Source organism: Alteromonas sp. ABV4_515, from assembly GCF_056160345.1.
The window spans coordinates 417,866-436,974 of sequence record NZ_JBSWWZ010000004.1 but is presented as its reverse complement, the minus strand read 5'-3'; the positions used below and the strand labels follow the sequence as shown (position 1 = coordinate 436,974).

The following is a 19,109-nucleotide window of genomic DNA, read 5'->3' as shown; positions in this document are numbered from 1 at the left end:
CTCTTAACTGTTTGGCAATCATGCGTGGCTTTGTGCTCTATTCTGCTAGATAAATCCGATGGGGCGACTTAGTGGTGATTTAAGAGCGCATTCGACCTCTAAGCTCTCGATAAAGTGATCAAGGGACGCGAGCGGTGAAAACCGGTGTCGCCTATGCACCGCTGCGAAGTCGCCCGGCGCTAAATTATTAAACGCTCGTATCGAGCTTTTCTGCTTAATTGTAGGTTTATCTAAACCGAGCGCTTTAGCGTACTGTGCCATCAGTAACTCAGCTTGGTCTGGTAATAGGTACGAGAACTCTATTTTTAGGTCAAAACGCCGTATTGCTGCTTTATCTAGATTGTTGACTAAGTTCGTACTCGCAAAGAAAAGCCCTTCAAAAGTTTCCATTTGTGTCAGCATTTCATTTACTAATGTCGCTTCCCAAGAGTTAACGGCTAAACTTCGATCACGAAGAAAGCTGTCCACTTCATCTAAGATTAACACTGCGCCATCATTCTGCGCACTGGCGAAGGCATTAGCAATATTTCTTTCAGATTGCCCAACATACATCGACATCAAATCTGAAACTTTACGGATATGCAAGGGCTTACCGAGTTCATTAGCTATATAGTTACAAATGGCAGTTTTACCTGTCCCGGGTGGTCCATAAAGGCAAACCCTTGCATTAGGTGAACGTTTCAGTCCTGCCAGAAGCTGATTTAAATCAGAATCGGTATTCAGATACGAGAGGCTGTATAGGCCTTTATTGTTTTGTCCAGACTTCTTTGGCTGCACTTTTGGAAGTCCTGCTACTTTCAAACCTTGATTTAGTAACTTGATAAATATTTTCTCGGTTTTCGCGTTCGAGGAAATGGTCGTAGTTACGTTTGCGGTGCGAGAAAGCAAGGCTGGTGAGATGTCATCTCGTCTAGCTAGCAACTCAATGGTAGATGCTGACAAATGCGTTTTACAGCAGCGTTCTACAATTTGCCTGCGCTGTGCAAGACTGGGTATCGGTACTTCTAAAACAATATCAAAACGACGAAGATAAGCTGGATCTATCCCGGACACACAATTTGACAACCAGAATGTCGGTACCGGATTAGTTTCTAGCATGTTATTCATCCATGCTTTATGTCGTGATGCAGTACTAGGCAAAAATAACCCGCCATCTTCGAAGATATCCTCAATTTCATCGAAAAGCAGAATACTCGATTCTGGAGTAAGTAAATTTTGTCCCAGTTTGTACCTCTGCATCCGCTGATAACCTTCGATAGCCCTATGATTATCACCTTCGGTTGCAACTTCGTAGAGCTTGCATTTGGTCATATCAGCAATGAGTCGTGTGAGTTGAGTTTTGCCAGTGCCCGGGGGGCCGTATAGCAAAATATTGCATCCCTGCTGTTTATTTTTCAGATAGTTAAGCAAAAGAGATATATCACTTCTCAAATGATCATAATCTTTTGCCTTTAAAACGGCGCGTGGCGCTAGTGTTACAGCGTGTTCGAGCAGTTTTTCACTGGTAAACTGATCATCGAATAGTACTTCGATGATGCTCTCATTAGGTATATCTAGTCTACCGCTCAAGCCGTCGGTAAAAGGCCGGTTCTCAACTAAGCCTGTTTGGTGAAGGCGACTTGATTCACGCAATGCTTCTTTGACATCACAGGTTGGGAGATGTAATAAAGTTGATACATATACACTAACCTGGCTAAGTGTCCTTACGCTGATGTGCTCGATTAGAGTTTCGAGTGGCGGGCAAGAGTGCAAGTGCACAATGAACTCCAGTACCATAACAGAAGTCCTATCCAAATTGGCTATACCCGCAAATTCCTCGAGGTTTTCTCGTAAAATTTGGCTTTGTGAAGAGAGCTTAAGCGGCTTGTTTTCTAATTCATTTAATAAAGACTTAACCTGTTCCTTTACACCTTTCTTGCCATGTTTTCTGACAAAACCACTTGTTAGTCCTATCTGTTTAGCCAGCGAGTCAGAACTAAACTCCTTGCCGTCTATTATTTGGTTGAGTCCGTCTAAGTCGAGTATGGCGCGAAAAGCCCACATGCGCTGTAGATCGTCGAGTAAGATGGTTTGTTGAGGAAGGACCAATTCGTCAAACATAAGCTAGATGCACCTCTTCTGTTAGCAACAGTGATAGCATCTCATGAGGGTGCGACAAATTGTGTCGCTTGGGAGGTTTAACCATGTTGAGTTTGTAAGGTTAACCCTGCTTGCAATTGGCTGACGATCCGCTGCTGTAGAAAGAGAGGCTTTATTATCCGTATGCTATCGATATGCCCCTTAATCCAGTGCTCCAGTTCAAAGGTATGTTTGAGTGTTGCTGAAAAAAGCCACCATGTCTCGTCAACTTTATCGAGCCTTTGATTTTTCCCTATTGTGGACTCTTGCAGCATGGTAGCTGCAACACCTCTCACCTTTAGCTCTAGAACAATGTCATCTGCAACGATAAGGTTTCTGGGGGCATCTGAATCAACGTATTCGGCAAGATTGAAATCTTCGGCAAAGCTAAATGTGGTCAATTGAGCATGCTTAATTCTGTGGGCAACGATAATACGCACATCATTATAAGCATCAAATATACAAGGGATAACGAGTTTGTTATTCCTGATAATCAAGCCGAGAGGTTTGATTCTTCGCGCGTTTTTGAGTCGACCATAGGTCACCTCGATCATCTTGTTTTCTAGAATGCCTGCATAAATTACCTGGCTAATCTCAAGCGGTATTTCATGAGTTTTAATATCCAGTCCTGGTGGTATAACGGCAACCTTTTTGCTCCACTGAGCATAGGCAGGCTGTTGACTGATTACATCATCAGCCTTTTTAAATAACGTGTTGAGCGTATTAAAGACGTTGGCAGGCAAAAATAACTTAAGATGCTGTTGAGTCATTTTAAGCGATAAGGCTTCTTCAACGGAAAGTGAAGGCAGAAATACCTGTTTTGCATCTCTGCTAAACGACCACTTTCTTCCCTCTGAAGCCTCTTCGTCTACTAACTCAAACAATGAGGATACATTGTTCAAATCCCGCTCGACAGTGCGCTTGCTAATGTCAAAGCCTCTGGCGAGCAGGGCTGTGTGAAGCAGTCGCGCGGTTGTCCACCTCGGATAGATTGGGATAAGCCCTAGCATGCTTACAATGCGAACTAGGGTATCTTTAGCTTTAGCGCTCATATTAAATTAGCCATCATGGTGAACAGAAATATTAAAGATCTGTCCACTTATTTCACACACTCTATACTCAACGTTGAATAAAGCTTGGCTAGGCGAACCAACGTTTTTCTGCGTCTCTGGCTGTTCGATACTCGGCATCCCCATCGTTGAAAGTCAAGCGACCAAAGTCTTGAAATAGGGGGCCATATTCGTCTAAATAAGTTAGTTCAAGTCTTGTCGGAACTGGAACGGGTAGTGACTCATATTTTTGTTTCTTGTAAGAGGGAAGGTCAAGAAGGCCATAAATATTGGATTGTTTTTTCTCCTCTGGTGGCAAAGAGCTTTCTGATTTGTGTTGATATATCTGCGCTTTAAGCCAAATTTTTATGTTTCCCAATGAAAATTCAAAAAGAGAATCATCAAGGCGACTATCTTTTCTGTCGTCTGCTTTTTTCCCCGCGAATATGGTCATTACTAATGCAATAGAGAATTCGTTTTTACCTATTGTAATCGTAGGGTCATCGCATTCACAAATATGATCCTCTGGAGAGAAATTGAATAGACGTCCGCGTCTGATGTCGCTAGGACTTGTAATGTTTTCCTCACCAAGCACCCAAGGGTGTGTATGAAATGTTCCCAGATGTTTATAGCCATCGCCAAAAACTCTTGCAATATCTTTTTTTAAATCAAGTACGGAGGCTGCAACAGATACCGAGCCTCTTTTTTTATTGGCTGAACTGTCAACCGATATGTGTTTTATCTCACAGCTAAAAGGAAGACGCTTATTAAAGCTACCCCACAATTGAGCGTGAGTTTCGATTGCAACATCCTTTTTACCCTGATGTTTAATTGCGTAAGCTTCAAGCCCTTCAAGTAATAGAGAAAAGAATGCGCTGTTGGTCAACTTGATGGTTGCTGTCAAAATTAAATTCCTTTTGGTGAACTATGCTGGTGATGGCGATAATCAGTGAAGAGAGCGACTGCTTAAAAAGTATAGACTAATAGAATTATAATTCTGGTGGGGTATATCTATTGAGTGGAAGATATACACGCTAATAATTTGTTCGATTTACGCTCATAATTATGTTTTTCATTTTATGGTGAAAAGCCGATTGTCGTCAGAACCACAACGCGTCTCCTTATCGCCTTCTAACTAAATGAAATAACTAAAAGAGAGTCAACCATAAGCAGAAAAACTAGCCCGCGAACCCAGTAGATCCGATATACTCAGGGCTTATATATTTTTATGTGGAGCAAGTAATGCGTGTATGTGGTGTAGAACTGTCGGCAAATGATGCAAATATCGTTCTGCTGAATCTGGATAGTGGTATGTTTCGCCTGCCTGAATGCCGCACCCGTAAAGTGAGCCTGCAAAAAGCGGCTACCGCCCACGAGCTGAAGTATTTTCAGAAAACCTTCGCGCAACTGGTGCAGGATTATAAAATCGAAATCATCGTTATCCGCCAGCGTCCGATGAAGGGTAAGTTTGCTGGAGGTGCCATTGGTTTCAAATTAGAGGCTGCGCTTGAGCTATTAACGGGTGTAGAAGTTATCGTGATGCCGCCAACTGAGATAAAAACGGCGTTAAAAGAGAGTCGCACCTATATCGATTTTAACGATACCGGGTTAAAAGTTTTCCAGAAACCGGCTTTTGAGACTGCGCTAGCCTACGTTAATCAACACCTATAAATCTTGCCGCTAGGCCAGCTTGAGGGCCATCGCATTGATCAATTATCAGCAAGGAAGCGCTGCAAATTGTCTGAAAACATCCATTTTTATACGAAAAACGCTGAAAAGCTGACGGAGCAGTATAACAGCGTAGCATTCGAGCAGGTGCACCAGAGCTGGTTGACGGAAATTCCTGACGAAGGTTTTGTACTCGATGTCGGTGCAGGATCTGGGCGAGATGCACGCTACCTTGCTGCTAAGGGGTTATCTGTCTTTGCCGTCGAGCCTGCAAAAGGTATTCGCGAAAGGGCACAGCAGTACACCGTAAATCAGAATGTTCACTGGCTCGATGACAAGCTTCCTGCGCTTGAAAAGGTATTTAATCTTCAGACTAAGTTCGACCTCATACTTCTAAGCGCGGTGTGGATGCACATTGCGCCTTCTGAGCGCGAGCGGTGTATTCGTAAAGTCAGTTCGCTGCTAAAAGCCAGTGGCCGGATTGTTATTTCGCTACGCCACGGCGCATGTCACGATGAACGAACGATGCATCAGGTGTCGGCCGATGAGCTTGCCGGGTTCGCCAGAAAGTTTGGCCTTGCATTCAAATTGCTCGACGATGAAAAGAGCAAGGATGAGCTAGGCCGTAATGAGGTGAGCTGGCAGACGGTAATCCTTACATTACCTGATGATGGCTCTGGCGCTTTTCCGCTGCTACGTAATATCATCATGAACGACAGCAAGTCTTCCACTTACAAGGTGGCGCTGTTACGAACGTTATTAAGGATTGCTGAGGGACACCCTGGTGCGGTAATCAAAAGAGATAAAAACAGGGTCGCGCTACCTCTAGGGCTTGTTGCACTTTACTGGATACGACTTTACAAGCCGCTTATCGATCATCATCATATCCCGCAGCACGGCCAGTCGAGAGGCTATGGTTTTATTAAGTCCAATGGCTGGAAGCAACTCGAATCCTATCCTGCGAGCGAATTTTATGTAGGGGCTACCTACACCGATCCTGCATTTGCGAGAGCGGTGTTTAACACCATAAAGCAAACCGCAGAACTGATTGAAATCATGCCCGCTAATTACATCACCAATCCTGGCTCAGGGGCCAATGTGTTTACGGTAAACAGGCTTCAGCCAAAACGAGCTGGTCAGGGTATCTGCTTAGATAGTCGGTTTCTTGGTGCTTTCGGTGAGTTTTATGTGCCAGTCCATATCTGGGATGCGCTCGCCCGGTTTAGTGCATGGATAGAACCTTCTCTGGTGAACGAATGGGCTTCACTAATGGCTGGCTATTGCGAAAAGAAAGATATCTTTAAAAACAAAAGTGAGCTGCTTGAAGCCCTAGCCTGGACAGATCCGAAGAGAACCACGACAAAGGTGAGAAGCAGGGTAAACGAGCTTCTGGCTGAAAGCACAGTGCATTGCTGCTGGTCGGGTAAGGCTATTCGCAAAACAGCTTATGCTGTGGATCATGCTATGCCTTTTGCTCGATGGCCAAATAACGATTTATGGAATTTATTGCCGACTAAATCCGAAGTGAACAGTCGTAAATCTGACAGGTTGCCAACGTCTCTGCGGATGATGGAGAGCAAAAGTCTGATAACTGAATGGTGGGAGCAAGCCTGGGGTGTTCACGCTGATGAATTTTTTGTGCAGGCGAATCTTAGCCTGCCTAATCTTAGAGCCAGTAACAGAAGCTTCACTGAAGTTTTTGAAGCCATGTCTATACAGCGAGATCGCATAAAAGACTTCCAGCAACTGGAAGAATGGTAAGTTTCTATAATAGTTATTTTTCTCAGCTTCATGGAGCTCCCTTTTTCATAAACTAAAGCCAGACGATCTGTTATTCAGCGACTACAGAGAAAACTGCGCCAATCAACAAACACTCCCTGAGTGCAGTTTGCAAACGAATGCTTATCGGTAAACTCGATCTTGCCTTCATGAGAAGGAATTTGAAAATAAAATAAGGAACGTTGTGAAAACTTTAGATACGAATGAAGTCAATCAGGTATCAGGTGGTGATGCTTGCACGAATGCCTTTGAACTAAGCTATGGTGCTATCGGCGGTTCACTCGGACTGATTTTCGGTCCCGCCGGCGGTTTTTCGCTGAAGGTAACATTGTGCTTATAAGAAAATATCTGGTTTGCTCCTACGTTCTTTTGATAGCACTCATCATCAAGATCGTCAGCATTCTCATAGATAATCAACCAATGACTAAATTTCAATTTGTATTGTTGTTGTCGCTGTTTTTCCTGTGGTTATTAAGAGCGCGAATTTCTATTCAGAACGGTGAATTGACTGATTACAGAGTATTCTCTGCACGGCAACATGTGAAGCTGAATGAGGTCTCTGATATAGAGCAGATCAATAGTTTTGGCTTCGTTCTGAGGCTGCGAACAGGCGAATGTATCAAAATTCACTGCGAGCGCTTTCAAGTGAATAAGATGCGTCGTGCGTTATCAGGCCAAGCTGGCCCGAGCTCTTTATAAGCACGACTCCGGAGCCAAAAAATGATCACTATTTTTTTAACTCTGTTACTGACATTCACTTTACCCGCGGAGCTTGCCGCAGCCCCCCTACAACTCCCCAAAACCTATAATCAAAACGACAATCTAAACATTACAAACTACCTCATAAGCGAAAAGCTCGACGGCATTCGCGCTCGCTGGACGGGCTCAGAACTGCTCACCCGAAATGGCAACCGTATTCACGCACCTGCGTGGTTCACTCAGAACTGGCCTGCTGAACCGCTCGATGGTGAGTTGTGGACGAAGCGGAACGACTTTCAGCGCATAGCATCCATTGTGCTGAGTGAAACGCCGGATGAACGCTGGCGGGAGGTACGGCTGATGGTGTTTGATTTACCGGCATCGAATTCACCGTTTGCGAAGCGCGTGGAGCAAATGAAGCGGATCATCAAGACAACAGAATCCCAAACGCTGCAGCTAATTCCACAATTCACGGTGTCGTCGGAAGCGGAGTTTGAGCAGCGGCTAGATGAGGTGGTTAGAGCGGGCGGGGAAGGGCTGATGTTACATCATCGTGACGCACGTTATCAGGATGGCCGCAGCGAATACTTGCTGAAGGCAAAGCGCTTTGAAGATGATGAGGCGCGGGTGATTAAGCATCTGCCGGGCAACGGCAAATACGCGGGCATGATGGGTTCGCTGCTGGTGGAGGCACGCGATGGTTTACGGTTTAAAATCGGCAGTGGCTTTACCGATGCTGAACGGTTGAATCCACCACCTATTGGCAGCTGGGTTACCTACAAGTTTTATGGCAAAACGAAGAAGGGATTGCCGCGCTTCGCCAGTTTTCTGCATGTACGGCCAGAGGGTGATCGTCCAAAATAATAAATAATACTCAGCGGCCGTCTACGCGGAATATTCTTTGGCCCGAAGCACCGTCATAGCCTCATCAGCAGTATAGAACATCTGTCCGGGCTTAAGCTTTTCCTCTATATCCGTGAACTTCAATCTGTCTTGAACCATACCCTTCACATCGGATAGGTGCAGGGTAATGCCAGCGTTTTTCAGGTTAATCAACAGCCGCTCCAGGCTTTCCAGTGCACTTTCATCCACAAAGCTAACCGAGCTGAAAATCAGTACCAGGTGCTCAAGCTTGTCGCTTCTCGCGCAGCGTTTCATTATCGCGCTCTCAACGTATTGCACGTTGGCAAAGTACAGGCTCTCATCAATGCGCAGAAAAATGGTGTTTGGCAGGGTTTCTACGTCTAGCCGGTTAATGTTTCTAAAGTACCCGTTTTGGGCTCTGCCTACCTCGGCAATATGTGGCTGACTGGCCCGTTGTAACAGCAGAATGATGGAACAGGCGATACCGGCCCAGATGCCCAGCTCTACACCCAGCAATAAGGTAGCGAAAAAGGTAACCAGCAAACTGATGGCATCAGCTTTGTTAAACTGCCAGCGCTGACGCAGATTATTCAGCGCAATCATTGGCAGTACCGACATGATCACAATAGCGCCAAGCACCGCTTGGGGAAGGTAGTAGAACCACGGCGTAAGAAACAAAATGGTAATAAGCACTACGAAGGCTGAAACCACATTGGCAATTTGCGTGGCGGCACCGGCTGAATAGTTCACCATGGAACGACTTACGCTACCGGCCAGGGCAAAACTGCCGATAAGTGCAGAACTCAGGTTCGTTATGCCTAGGGCCAGTAACTCCTGATTCGCATTTACCCGTTCATGATCTTTACTGGCCAGGGTAGAGCCGGTGGAAATGCTGGTGAGAAAGCAAATTAGCGCAATGGAAAATGCCGGCAGTGCGAGCTCTCGCCACAGGCTAAACTCAATTAGCGCCCAGCTCAGTGACGGCAGACTGTCTGGAATGGCACCGAGCACGGCAACGCTTTGCGTGGTATTGAGTGACCACAACGCAACCACCAGAGTACCGGCAATCACGGCGAAAATGGGTCCAGATTTATTCAGTGCAATCGCGGCTGTATCGGGCAGGTTAAGCTTATTGGCGAGCACCGGTAACAGCGATTTTCCCGCCCATAATATGACAAACGCCATTGCGCTTAACAATACAACGGAAAGGTTCGCAGAAGCCAGCGAAGCGGGCATTCGGGAAATGGTATCGATAAACGTTGCGCTTTTATCACCTTCAATACCGAGTACCAAGTTAAGTTGGCTGGCAGCAATGATTAGCGCCGACGCACTGGTGAAACCGGTGATCACCGGGCTACTGATCAATTTGGCAAAACTCCCCAACCGCAAGGCACTCATGGCCATCAGAATAAGCCCAACGAGCATGGCCAGGTTCACGGAAATTTGCATATAGGCTTCTGGCGAAGCGGGGGCAATCTGACCAATGGCGGAAGCAATCATCAGACTAATTAACGCAGCGGGACCAACCACTAACGTTCGGCTACTACCGAACAGCGCATAGCAAATCAGTGGTAATAGCGAGCTGTAGAGGCCATATTCGGCGGGCAATCCGGCGAGTTGCGCGTAGGCCATGGTTTGCGGTACGGCAATAAATGCGGTCACGCAGCCGGCCACCAAGTCACTTATGAAATGGGCACGGCTATAACCTTTCAGCGCTTGAACAAGAGGTACTGGCAACACATCTTCCTTATTGCTTGCGAGTAGGAACGCCGGGTAATTCACAGCATTATTCAGAAAATTCAGTATACACCATTCGCTTTGCGAGTGAGCCTTACGGTACAAGGCCGTCTTTACGCAACTTATACGCTGTGCAACTAACGTTGATGTTGTATTTTTTTAATAATTATTTAACACTTCGGCCATTCAAATATTTATGTATCTTTTTAAAAAGCATAAGCAGAGTTAATGGTAGGAGTGATAAATGCGCATCGATCCCCGAACGCTTCGTTTATTTCTCGCGGTTTGTCGCGAGGGAACCATCAGTGGTGCTGCCAGAGCAGAACACCTTTCTCAGCCATCGGTTTCCGTGGCGATTAATCAGCTTGAACGGGTGCTGGCAACCAAACTGTTTGAACGAAACCGGCAAGGTATCCAGCTCACTCCCGCCGGCGAAGCATTGAAGATTAAAGCCCAGGCTGTCGACAGCTTGCTGCTCTCTGCTCAGGAAGAAATTAAGCTGCTGGAAGATGATGTAGGCGGGCCGCTGAATATCGGTGGTACGCCAGGCGCGCTGGCATCGGTGATGGGCAAGGTGATTAGCAGTTTCAGCAAAGAATATCCTCGCTTTAATCTGCGGATAACCGAATGTCATGATGCAAAAGCCCATCAAATGCTGAAAAATTATGAGCTCGACCTGGCTATTCTCACCTCAGGCATGACAAGCTCTTCCGACAGTTTCTGCGAGTTACCGGTGTTCAGCGACCCGTTCTCAATTGTGGTGGGTGAAGCTAACTATCATTTACCTGAAAAGCTAAATTTGCGACAGCTGGCCAGCGCCCGTTGGGTACTGCCCGATAAAGTGGGTGGGTTCCGTCGTCAAATCGATGCACTTTTTATCAGTAGCGACGCAGCCATTCCCAATAACGTGATTTCTTCTGACTCATTATTGAGCACAAAGTACATTGTGCGCGCGTCAGATTACATCACAATCTTGCCTCGGGAAGTGGTGAAATCAGAACTGGAAAATGGCAGTTTGCGCGCCATCGAGATTGATGGAATTAACTTTAAACGCAAGGTGGGTCTGCTCTGGCTGGCAGAACGTAAATTGCCAGCAATCGCGCAGGCGTTCATCGACCACACGGTGCAATGTCTCGATGTATAGTTTTTACCTATATTTAACAAAAAAATAAATATTTGAACAAATATAGGATGATGCCAACATAAGCTAAAACCAAGAACAACAGGTGGCGCTTATGCGTACAATTATTAACAATGCCAATATTTTCGACGGAACCGGTAGTGCCTTAACGTCCGGTTCAGTCGCTGTTGAAGATAAACATATTGTTCTCATCAGCGAGCAACCTATTGAAGCCCAACCGGGCGATCGGGTTATTAATGCCGATGGAAAAACGCTGATGCCGGGGATGGTTGAAGCCCATGCGCATCTTACCTGGCCTACGTCGGTAGAAAAATTCGTTCCTGGCATGTCTCTGCCACCTGAGGAGTTGGCATTAACCGCTGCTCGCAATGCCCGTATTCTGCTCGACCACGGATTCACCAGTGCCTATTCAGCTGGCGCGTTGAGCAAAACGCTGGAAATCTCGCTGAATGCGCATCTTAAAGATGGCGGCATGCCAGGCCCTCGCCTGATTCCTTCTTCTGTTGAACGTGAGCCGCCCAACGATTCCGAGCTCGATCCCGGTCACGTTGAGCTGCACGCACGCGGCCCGGAAGGTGTGAAAGAGTTTGTAAAAGAGTGCGCCGATATTGGTGCCAAAGCCATTAAGTTTCTGATCTCGGGCGAAAGTGCGCTGAAGCCAGGTGCATCGCTGGAGCTGCTTTATACCGAAGAAGAATTGTTGGCGGCAGGCGAGCAAGCCCGCGAAAGCGATGTGTGGCTAACCGGCCATGCCCACGCTTGCGATGCCGTTAAGTTCGGCATTAAAGCGGGCTTCCGTATTCTTTATCACTGTACCTACGCCGACGACGAAGCCATCGATATGCTGGTGGCGAAGAAAGACGAAATGTTCGTCGCGCCCACTATCGGCATTATTCAGGCCACGCTGAATGCAAACCCGCCTCCGCATATGGACATGACCCATATGAAAGAAGATGCGGCCATTGTGATGTCACGACTAAAAGCACTGGTACCTAAGCTCAAAGAGAAAGGGGTACGCATTCTCCCAGGTGGCGATTACGGATTTCCATTCAACCCTAACGGACGCAACGCCCGCGATTTAGAACTGTGGGTTGAGCACTTTGGCTACACCCCTGCTGAAACCCTGCACGCTGCCACGCAACTTGGTGGTCAACTAATGGGCATGGGTGAAGAACTTGGTTTGGTGAAAGAGGGCTATTTGGCCGATCTGTTGCTGATAGACGGCGACCCCACACAGAATGTTTCTATTATTCAAAATAAGCAGAATATCACCATGATTATGCAGGAAGGACGCCTCTATAAAGCGCCTTTAAGCATGAGCTAGCCCGCCAGAAGGAATACCCAAGATGTTTGATATTGCAATTATTGGCTGCGGGCCGGTAGGGGCGCTTGCGGCCAATTTACTGGGGAAACGGGGCTTAAGCGTGGTGGTTTTAGAGAAAGAAGCCAACCCATATCCGCTTCCCCGCGCCGTTCATCTCGATCATGAAATGGTGCGTTTGTTTCAGTCTATCGGTCTGCACGACACCATTTTAAAAGACATGCGTGACACCGACGGACACCTGCACATTGGTGCCGATCATGGCGTTATTCGCTATATGGGCACGGTGGGTAAACCGCGTCCATACGGTTGGTCTAACGATTACTTCTTTTATCAGCCCGAGCTTGAAGAGCACCTTCGCGATGCACTTACACGTTTCGACAATGTCTCTCTGCGCTTAGGCACTCAGTGCACGGCGCTAATTCAACAAGACAACGCGGTAGACATTGCCACGTTATGTAACGGCGAAACTGACAACGTGCGTGCCCGCTGGGTGATTGCCTGTGACGGTGCCCGTAGTGTTATCAGAAAGTCGCTGGGCGTGAAGCTCGATGATCTGCAATTTGAAGAGCCCTGGCTGGTGGTCGATGCTGAAGTGGACGGTGCCATTCGATTCCCTGATTTGAGTGGTTTGCCAGATGATGCTGATGTTCAGCAATTATCGGTGATGATGTGCGATCCGAAACGTCCCGCCACTGTGGTACCAGGAAGAGGGAATCACCGCCGCTGGGAGCTGATGTTGCTGCCGGGCGAAGACGATAAGGAAATGATGAAACCTGAGAACGTGGCTGCGTTGCTCGCGCCCTATCTCGAAGGTGTGCCGCATAACATCGTGCGCGCCGCAACCTATCGTTTCCACGGCTTGGTAGCCGAGCAGTGGAAAGTGGGCAATGTGTTTCTGGCCGGTGATGCCGCGCACCAGACACCGCCGTTCTTTGGTCAGGGTATGTGTCATGGCTTCCGTGATGTGGCAAACCTGGCGTGGAAACTCGACCTGATTGCCAATGGCAAAGCGAATGAATCCTTGCTGGACACTTACCAGCCAGAGCGAGACCCCCATGTACGGGCCGTCATTTCAGCAGCGGTAGGCGCAGGGCGCTATATCTGCATGCTTGACCAAGAAAAAGCGGCTGCCCGTGATGAAGAGATTCGTGAAAAAGTCCGCAAAGGTGAATTGCCCGCCACCGCGGCGCATCTTATTCCGCCGGTCACGGCTGGCATTGTTGCCAACAACACGGCTGAAGCAGGGCGTCGTTTCATTCAGCCTCGCATTACCGTAGATGGCAAAGCGCAACTGCTTGACGAACTGGCAACCGGCGACTGGCGCTTGTTGGTGACCAGCGAATCGCTGGCTGCGGAAGCAACACAACATATCGCCAGTACTCTACCTTCACTGAATATTGAAGTGACCAATATCACTGCCTGGCAAGACCCACAGCTGAACGCGTGGATCGAAGAGGCGGGGGTAGATGCAGTACTGCTGCGCCCGGATTTCTATGTCTATGGCACGGCAAACAACCAGGTAGCGCCATTGCTCGAACAGCTGAAAGCTCAGTTAGGCGACGCCACGAGCAAGCCGCACCAACAGGAACAAATAGCATGACACTCACACTCGCATTAGCTGAAAAAATTATCGACGGCACGCGACTTTACGCAGCCGAAAACAACATTAAGCCTTTGGCAGTGGTGGTGCTGGACGCCGGCGCGCATCCGATGGCATTCAAGCGAGAAGACAAGGCAAGCTTGTACCGTTTCGACATTGCCATGGCGAAAGCCAAAGGGGCGCTGGGTATGGGGTTTAACACCCGTGGCATTGCTGAGAAAGCAAAGAACAACCCGGTATTTTTCGCCAGCGTAACGGCCATCAGTGGTATTGAGCTGGCGCTGTCGCCGGGTGGAAACCTGATCAAAGACGCCAACGGTAACATTCTCGGTGCTATCGGCATCAGTGGCGACACCGGTGATAACGATGAATTATGTGCGCAGGCAGGTATCGATGCCGTTGCCGCGCAGTTGGAGAATCTGTAAATGAAATTACGTAGTATCGAAATGGTGCTGCCCGATGCCGCCGACGCCGCCGATTTTCTGGTGAACGTTTGGAAAACCAACCTGGCAGCGGTACAAAACAACACCCATTACATTCGTGGTTCTGGCGCATTCCCGTACCTTGTCGCACTGGAAGAAGGCGACAGCAAATACGTGCGCAGCGTAACTTTTGTGTGTGACAACGACGAGCTTTCTGCCCTAAAAGACCGTGTGACTCAGTCCGGCTTCCCTTGTCGGCCTGAAGTCTGCACGGATCTGGGTGGCGGTGAAGGCATTGTTGTTGAACTGCCAGAAGGCGAGTTGCTGCGTTTTCTGGTTAACGCCGAAGAAGCGCAAACCATCGACGATGATGACTTGCCGGTAAAACTCACCCACGTTGTGTTCAACGCCACCGATGCTGAGCGTACCGCTGACATCGTGGAAGAAGTGCTGAATTTCCGTGTATCCGATCGCACCAAAGGCATGGTGTTCGTGCGTTGTAACGATTCCCATCACAGCACGGCGTTTGCCCGCGCCGGCTTTAGTTCGCTGAATCACATCGCCTTTGAAATGAAAGATACCGATGCCGTGATGCGTGGTGTTGGCCGTCTGCGTGACCATGAGCGCACGCCTGCCTGGGGTCCTGGCCGTCATGGCCCGGGCGATAACGTGTTTGCTTACTACATTGCGCCATTCGGTGCTGTAGTGGAGTTTTCAACGGCAGTAGAAAAAGTGCCTGAAGACTACAAAGTTGGCGCACCGGAAGACTGGACCTGGCCAGAAAACCGCATCGACCAATGGGGCATGTCAGACAAAGATTTTGCCGGCCTGAAAGTGGCTGAAGAAACGTTCCGTTTTCATCGCACCTGGCAACCCGAGCCTCTGAATTAATCGTTTTTAGGAAGAACAAATTATGAAATACGTAAGCTTTACGACTGCCGATGGCAAAGCGGGTTTCGGTCGACTGAATGGCGAAATCATTACCGACTTAACGGCCACCGCTGCCGATTTAAAAACGGCTATCAACGACGGTACCCTGGCGTCGCTGGAAAGCGATGCAACGCTGGCTCTGAATGATGTCACATTAGCCCCGGTGATCCCTAATCCGGGCAAAGTATTCTGTGTGGGCCACAACTACGAAAGTCACCGTCAGGAAACCGGGCGTGCGGCTACCGATCACCCTTCTATTTTCGTGCGTTTTGCCGATTCTCTGTCTGCCCATGAACAACCGATTGTGATGCCGAAAGTGTCTACCCAACTCGATTTCGAAGGCGAACTGGCGGTAATTATTGGCAAAGGCGGGCGTTATATCTCAGAAGAAGAGGCCATGTCTCACGTTGCCGGTTATGCCTGCTTCAACGATGCGTCGGTACGCGACTGGCAGTGGCACAGCCGCCAATTTACGCCGGGTAAAAACTTCCCAACCACCGGCCCGTTCGGTCCTTACATGGTAACGCCGGACGAGGCAGGTGATCTTTCAGAAGTGAACGTAACGACTCGCCTGAACGATAATATCGTGCAACAGCAACCTATTGGTGACATGATTTTCCCTATCGCCACGGTGATTGCGTATATTTCCAGCTTCACTCCATTGAAACCGGGTGACGTGATTGCCAGTGGTACGCCGGGCGGCGTTGGCGCAAAACGTAACCCACCTCTGTGGATGAAACCTGGCGACACGGTAACGGTAGAAATCGGCCCTATGGGCACACTGGTAAATACCATTACTGCAGAATAATCAGAACAGGAGCTCACCATGCAGGACCCGGTTGTGCGACAACAAATTGCAGCCCTTGGACGGGAGCTTGGCCCCGCTATGATGCAGGGCATGCAACAGGCTTTCGATAAAGAGCAGCGCGCACTGGTGCAGCGCCAGCCCGCTACGGCCACCGATGTACTCTACGGCGAGCACGAAAGGCAAGTGCTGGATATTTACGGGGGCGAGCCCGACGCTGCAACCTGCAAACCAGTATTTGTTTTCGTGCATGGTGGCGGCTTTCTGAAAGGTGACAAAGGCGACGACGAACGCTGGTATAACGCCTGCGTAGGCCGTATGGCTGCAGAGCAAGGTTGGCTGGGCGTAGTAATAAACTACCGCTTGGCTCCGGAATTCGTATGGCCAACCGGTGGTGAAGATCTTGGGTTGGTGGTGCAATGGCTGAAAAGCAATGTTGCTGCACACGGAGGCGATGCAGACAAAATCGTATTATGCGGTACGTCTGCAGGCGCCTGCCACGTTGCCACCTATCTGCAACTTCATGCAGATAAGTCGGATGTACGCGGTGCTGTGTTACTGTCGGGCTTATACGGTGCAACACCACTGGACGAGCGTGATACCCAATATTATGGTGAACCTGCATTGTATTCAGAGCGCATGCCGTTACCAGCTTTAACCGCTTCAGCGGTACCTTTGATGGTGGTGTGCAGCGAGTTCGATCCGCCCCGTTTCCAACAGGAATATCTGGGCTTGTTACAGTTCCGCCTGGAAGCCAACCAGCAACTCGATCAGAGCATGGTGCTTTCTGGCCATAATCACTATTCAGTGGCTGGGCACTTAGGAACGTCTGATACCCGTTTGCGGGATGAAATTGCGGTATTTGTTTCGAAAGTGATTTAACCGCATGCGCTCAATATGAGCACTGCGCCGGTTCGCAAAACCAAAAAAAAGCAGCCTTTCAGCATTAGCTGATTGGCTGCTTTTTTAATGTCGTGCTTTTTAAAACGGCTCACAAAGCCCTTTCTTTATTCAGCGCCCGTTTAATCACGGGGTCAGAGAGCAAACGTTGATAATGTTGTATAACCGTATCGGCGTAGGCGAACGAAAATCCGGCGCGTTTGAGTCGGTTTACTGTCCAGAACAGGTAAATATCCAGGGCATCCCAGCTGTTGCCATACCAGAATAGTTGGGTAGAAAGGCGTTCCTCAATGCTTCGGTAGGCGGCCAACAGTTGCTTCTCAGCATTGGCTTTCACTGCGGCAATATCATGACTCACACCCAATAGCTCGGGCTTACAATAGCGGGTAATAAGCGGGTGAATGGTGCTGGCAAACCAGCTCAGATCGCTTACCGCTTCAACGGTACTTACCTGGGAAGACAATATTCCCGCATGTTGAAACTGACCGTTCAGAAAAAGCAAAATCGCCGGGGTTTCTGTAATCACGCCTGTATCTGTCAGCAGAGCCGGCACTTTCCCTTTGGGATTTACAGACAAATATTCCGTGGTTTTGTGTTCGCCCTTAGCAAGGTGCACGGCGCGCAAGGCATAATTTACCTGCGCTTTTTCCAACATGATGATTGAAATTTGCGAACAGGCGCCTGGTGAGGCGCACAAGGTTAACATAACGAATTACACGCGGTTTTGTTTGAGAATTTTCGAATAAGCCAACGCGCTGGGCTTGGGCTTCCGCTCGAAGGTTTTTCTGTCTACGGTGTGTAAACCAAACTTCGGCTCATAGCCTGATATCCACTCGAAGTTGTCCAGCAGCGTCCAGTGAATATAACCTTTCACCGGCACGCCTTTATCAATCACACTCTGTAAATGCTTCAGCGAGTTTTTGATGAAGCGCTCACGTTGGCTGTCGTCTTCAGTACCAATACCGTGCTCTGTCACAAGAATTGGCTTGCCGGTTTCTGCGTAGGTGTAGGTGACGCAGTTTGCCAGCGAGGAAGCCTCTATCCAGCTGCCTGAGTGGTTTTTCTCTGCATCTTCTGGCGTGGGAACATGACCATTCTTATCCCACACGACTTTTTCGTAGTTTTGTACACCGATAAAATCGGTTTCTGTCACCTTCAGCCAGTCGCCGTAATTATATTGGCGCTTTTCATTGCGAACAGAACCCGGCCCGGCCTCCTGATCATCCAGCATTGCCAGTGTGAAACCGACATCCAGATTACTGCGCTCGGCTTTAATGGCCTGACGGGCCGCTTTATGACCTTCTATCAGAATGGGGTTCATTATATCTAAATCCTGCATGCGCGCGGCATTTAGGCCGGTAAAGTGCTCAGACTGCGTGGCCCGACCTGCGGCTGCCAGCATTTTCTCCTGCATGTCCCACACGAACGGCGGTATGCCGAGCACTTTTAGCAAGCGAAGCAAGTTGGGTTCGTTGAAGGTAACCGCGTAACCAATACCATCAGCTAATTGCGCCGCTACTTTGCTGCAATAATTTGAGAACAACGCAGACGCTTCCGGGTTGGTCCAGCCGCCGCGGGCAGCAAACCATACCGGGCTGGCAAAATGATTAAAGCTGACCAGAGGCACCATGTTGCGCTTGTGACAACCGTCGATAATACGCTTGTAATGATCAATCATGGCCTGGCTGAATAAGCCCGGCTCTGGCTCAATACGTGCCCATTCAATAGAAAAACGATACGCGCTGAATCCCAGATTGCTACACAAATCCAGATCGGTTTCCCACAATTCAAAACTGTTACAGGCATCGCCAGACTGCTCTTTAAAGAGCGTGGGCTTTACGTTCTCTAGCAACCAAATGTCTGAATTAACGTTATTGCCCTCAACCTGATGTCCGGCGCTGGCTGCACCCCAAAGAAAATTATCGGGAAACTCACCGCCAGCAGGTAAAGAAGAAGAGGCGGCTTTGGCAAAAAGCGGTGCGCTCATAGTGGCGGAGGCCATAGCAAGGAATTGTCTGCGGTTGATCATGGTACGTCCTGATGTCAAAAATTAATTTCTTAACTGTAAAAATA

The 19,109-nt window shown here is 48.5% G+C and carries 17 protein-coding genes; 11 read left to right on the top strand and 6 right to left on the bottom strand.

Annotated elements, in window-relative coordinates:
• Window positions 1-45 precede the first annotated feature (45 nt).
• The 3 genes from ACXAGX_RS12035 to ACXAGX_RS12025 form a co-directional block, all read right to left on the bottom strand.
• Window positions 46-2,100 carry an AAA family ATPase gene (locus ACXAGX_RS12035; protein WP_474838583.1) on the bottom strand — a complete coding sequence of 685 codons (2,055 nt, stop codon included), beginning with the start codon at window positions 2,098-2,100 and terminating at the stop codon, window positions 46-48.
• Between the two features lie 77 nt (window positions 2,101-2,177).
• Entirely contained in the window at window positions 2,178-3,170 is a 993-nt protein-coding gene (locus tag ACXAGX_RS12030) for a helix-turn-helix transcriptional regulator (protein WP_474838581.1), read from the bottom strand.
• Window positions 3,171-3,258: 88 nt separating this feature from the next.
• Complete coding sequence (locus ACXAGX_RS12025) at window positions 3,259-4,071, bottom strand: hypothetical protein (RefSeq protein ID WP_474838579.1); 813 nt, start codon at window positions 4,069-4,071, stop codon at window positions 3,259-3,261.
• Between the two features lie 338 nt (window positions 4,072-4,409).
• Here ACXAGX_RS12025 and ACXAGX_RS12020 point away from each other — a divergent pair, with 338 nt between their 5' ends.
• From ACXAGX_RS12020 to ACXAGX_RS12005, 4 genes are all read left to right on the top strand, one after another.
• On the top strand, window positions 4,410-4,838 hold the full coding sequence (locus ACXAGX_RS12020) for a DUF3010 family protein (RefSeq protein ID WP_474838577.1): 429 nt from the start codon (window positions 4,410-4,412) through the stop codon (window positions 4,836-4,838).
• Window positions 4,839-4,904: 66 nt separating this feature from the next.
• A complete protein-coding gene (locus tag ACXAGX_RS12015) occupies window positions 4,905-6,596 on the top strand; it encodes a class I SAM-dependent methyltransferase (RefSeq protein ID WP_474838575.1) in 1,692 nt (563 codons plus the stop codon).
• A gap of 202 nt (window positions 6,597-6,798) precedes the next feature.
• Window positions 6,799-6,954: a hypothetical protein gene (locus ACXAGX_RS12010; RefSeq protein ID WP_474838573.1), complete on the top strand. Its 156-nt coding sequence runs from the start codon at window positions 6,799-6,801 to the stop codon at window positions 6,952-6,954.
• 380 nt (window positions 6,955-7,334) lie between these two features.
• Window positions 7,335-8,177 (top strand): DNA ligase, encoded by an 843-nt coding sequence (locus ACXAGX_RS12005; protein WP_474838571.1) that lies wholly within the window; start codon window positions 7,335-7,337, stop codon window positions 8,175-8,177.
• 21 nt (window positions 8,178-8,198) lie between these two features.
• On the opposite strand, the gene ACXAGX_RS12000 is transcribed toward ACXAGX_RS12005, so the two are convergent.
• On the bottom strand, window positions 8,199-9,914 hold the full coding sequence (locus tag ACXAGX_RS12000) for a SulP family inorganic anion transporter (RefSeq protein WP_474838569.1): 1,716 nt from the start codon (window positions 9,912-9,914) through the stop codon (window positions 8,199-8,201).
• Between the two features lie 244 nt (window positions 9,915-10,158).
• Here ACXAGX_RS12000 and ACXAGX_RS11995 point away from each other — a divergent pair, with 244 nt between their 5' ends.
• The 7 genes from ACXAGX_RS11995 (at window position 10,159) to ACXAGX_RS11965 (ending at window position 17,018) form a co-directional block, all read left to right on the top strand.
• Window positions 10,159-11,058 carry a LysR family transcriptional regulator gene (locus ACXAGX_RS11995; protein WP_070126055.1) on the top strand — a complete coding sequence of 300 codons (900 nt, stop codon included), beginning with the start codon at window positions 10,159-10,161 and terminating at the stop codon, window positions 11,056-11,058.
• Window positions 11,059-11,149: 91 nt separating this feature from the next.
• Window positions 11,150-12,379 (top strand): amidohydrolase family protein, encoded by a 1,230-nt coding sequence (locus tag ACXAGX_RS11990; protein ID WP_474838567.1) that lies wholly within the window; start codon window positions 11,150-11,152, stop codon window positions 12,377-12,379.
• A gap of 22 nt (window positions 12,380-12,401) precedes the next feature.
• Window positions 12,402-13,979: a bifunctional 3-(3-hydroxy-phenyl)propionate/3-hydroxycinnamic acid hydroxylase MhpA gene (mhpA, locus tag ACXAGX_RS11985; RefSeq protein WP_474838565.1), complete on the top strand. Its 1,578-nt coding sequence runs from the start codon at window positions 12,402-12,404 to the stop codon at window positions 13,977-13,979.
• A complete protein-coding gene (locus ACXAGX_RS11980) occupies window positions 13,976-14,404 on the top strand; it encodes a GlcG/HbpS family heme-binding protein (protein ID WP_474824064.1) in 429 nt (142 codons plus the stop codon). Before mhpA ends, ACXAGX_RS11980 begins: the two co-directional genes overlap by 4 nt.
• Window positions 14,405-15,292, top strand: a complete 888-nt coding sequence (locus ACXAGX_RS11975) for a VOC family protein (protein WP_474838563.1) — start codon at window positions 14,405-14,407, stop codon at window positions 15,290-15,292.
• A 22-nt stretch (window positions 15,293-15,314) separates the two neighbouring features.
• The gene (locus ACXAGX_RS11970) at window positions 15,315-16,139 is read left to right on the top strand and encodes a fumarylacetoacetate hydrolase family protein (RefSeq protein WP_474838561.1); all 825 of its coding nucleotides are present in this window, start codon (window positions 15,315-15,317) and stop codon (window positions 16,137-16,139) included.
• Between the two features lie 18 nt (window positions 16,140-16,157).
• On the top strand, window positions 16,158-17,018 hold the full coding sequence (locus ACXAGX_RS11965) for an alpha/beta hydrolase (protein WP_474838559.1): 861 nt from the start codon (window positions 16,158-16,160) through the stop codon (window positions 17,016-17,018).
• A 109-nt stretch (window positions 17,019-17,127) separates the two neighbouring features.
• Here ACXAGX_RS11965 and ACXAGX_RS11960 read toward each other — a convergent pair whose 3' ends face one another.
• Window positions 17,128-17,742, bottom strand: coding sequence for a glutathione S-transferase family protein (locus ACXAGX_RS11960; RefSeq protein ID WP_474838557.1), 615 nt, complete (start codon window positions 17,740-17,742; stop codon window positions 17,128-17,130).
• A 6-nt stretch (window positions 17,743-17,748) separates the two neighbouring features.
• Window positions 17,749-19,065 carry a glycoside hydrolase family 1 protein gene (locus ACXAGX_RS11955; RefSeq protein WP_474838555.1) on the bottom strand — a complete coding sequence of 439 codons (1,317 nt, stop codon included), beginning with the start codon at window positions 19,063-19,065 and terminating at the stop codon, window positions 17,749-17,751.
• Between the last annotated feature and the right edge of the window lie 44 nt (window positions 19,066-19,109).

What these genes read in the sequence shown, in the direction of transcription:
- ACXAGX_RS12035 (WP_474838583.1), bottom strand. Translation starts at nt 2,100, where the DNA reads ATGTTTGACGAATTGGTCCTTCCTCAACAAACCATCTTACTCGACGAT.
- ACXAGX_RS12030 (WP_474838581.1), bottom strand. Translation starts at nt 3,170, where the DNA reads ATGAGCGCTAAAGCTAAAGATACCCTAGTTCGCATTGTAAGCATGCTA.
- ACXAGX_RS12020 (WP_474838577.1), top strand. Translation starts at nt 4,410, where the DNA reads ATGCGTGTATGTGGTGTAGAACTGTCGGCAAATGATGCAAATATCGTT.
- ACXAGX_RS12005 (WP_474838571.1), top strand. Translation starts at nt 7,335, where the DNA reads ATGATCACTATTTTTTTAACTCTGTTACTGACATTCACTTTACCCGCG.
- ACXAGX_RS11995 (WP_070126055.1), top strand. Translation starts at nt 10,159, where the DNA reads ATGCGCATCGATCCCCGAACGCTTCGTTTATTTCTCGCGGTTTGTCGC.
- ACXAGX_RS11990 (WP_474838567.1), top strand. Translation starts at nt 11,150, where the DNA reads ATGCGTACAATTATTAACAATGCCAATATTTTCGACGGAACCGGTAGT.
- mhpA (WP_474838565.1), top strand. Translation starts at nt 12,402, where the DNA reads ATGTTTGATATTGCAATTATTGGCTGCGGGCCGGTAGGGGCGCTTGCG.
- ACXAGX_RS11980 (WP_474824064.1), top strand. Translation starts at nt 13,976, where the DNA reads ATGACACTCACACTCGCATTAGCTGAAAAAATTATCGACGGCACGCGA.
- ACXAGX_RS11975 (WP_474838563.1), top strand. Translation starts at nt 14,405, where the DNA reads ATGAAATTACGTAGTATCGAAATGGTGCTGCCCGATGCCGCCGACGCC.
- ACXAGX_RS11970 (WP_474838561.1), top strand. Translation starts at nt 15,315, where the DNA reads ATGAAATACGTAAGCTTTACGACTGCCGATGGCAAAGCGGGTTTCGGT.
- ACXAGX_RS11965 (WP_474838559.1), top strand. Translation starts at nt 16,158, where the DNA reads ATGCAGGACCCGGTTGTGCGACAACAAATTGCAGCCCTTGGACGGGAG.
- ACXAGX_RS11960 (WP_474838557.1), bottom strand. Translation starts at nt 17,742, where the DNA reads ATGTTAACCTTGTGCGCCTCACCAGGCGCCTGTTCGCAAATTTCAATC.
- ACXAGX_RS11955 (WP_474838555.1), bottom strand. Translation starts at nt 19,065, where the DNA reads ATGATCAACCGCAGACAATTCCTTGCTATGGCCTCCGCCACTATGAGC.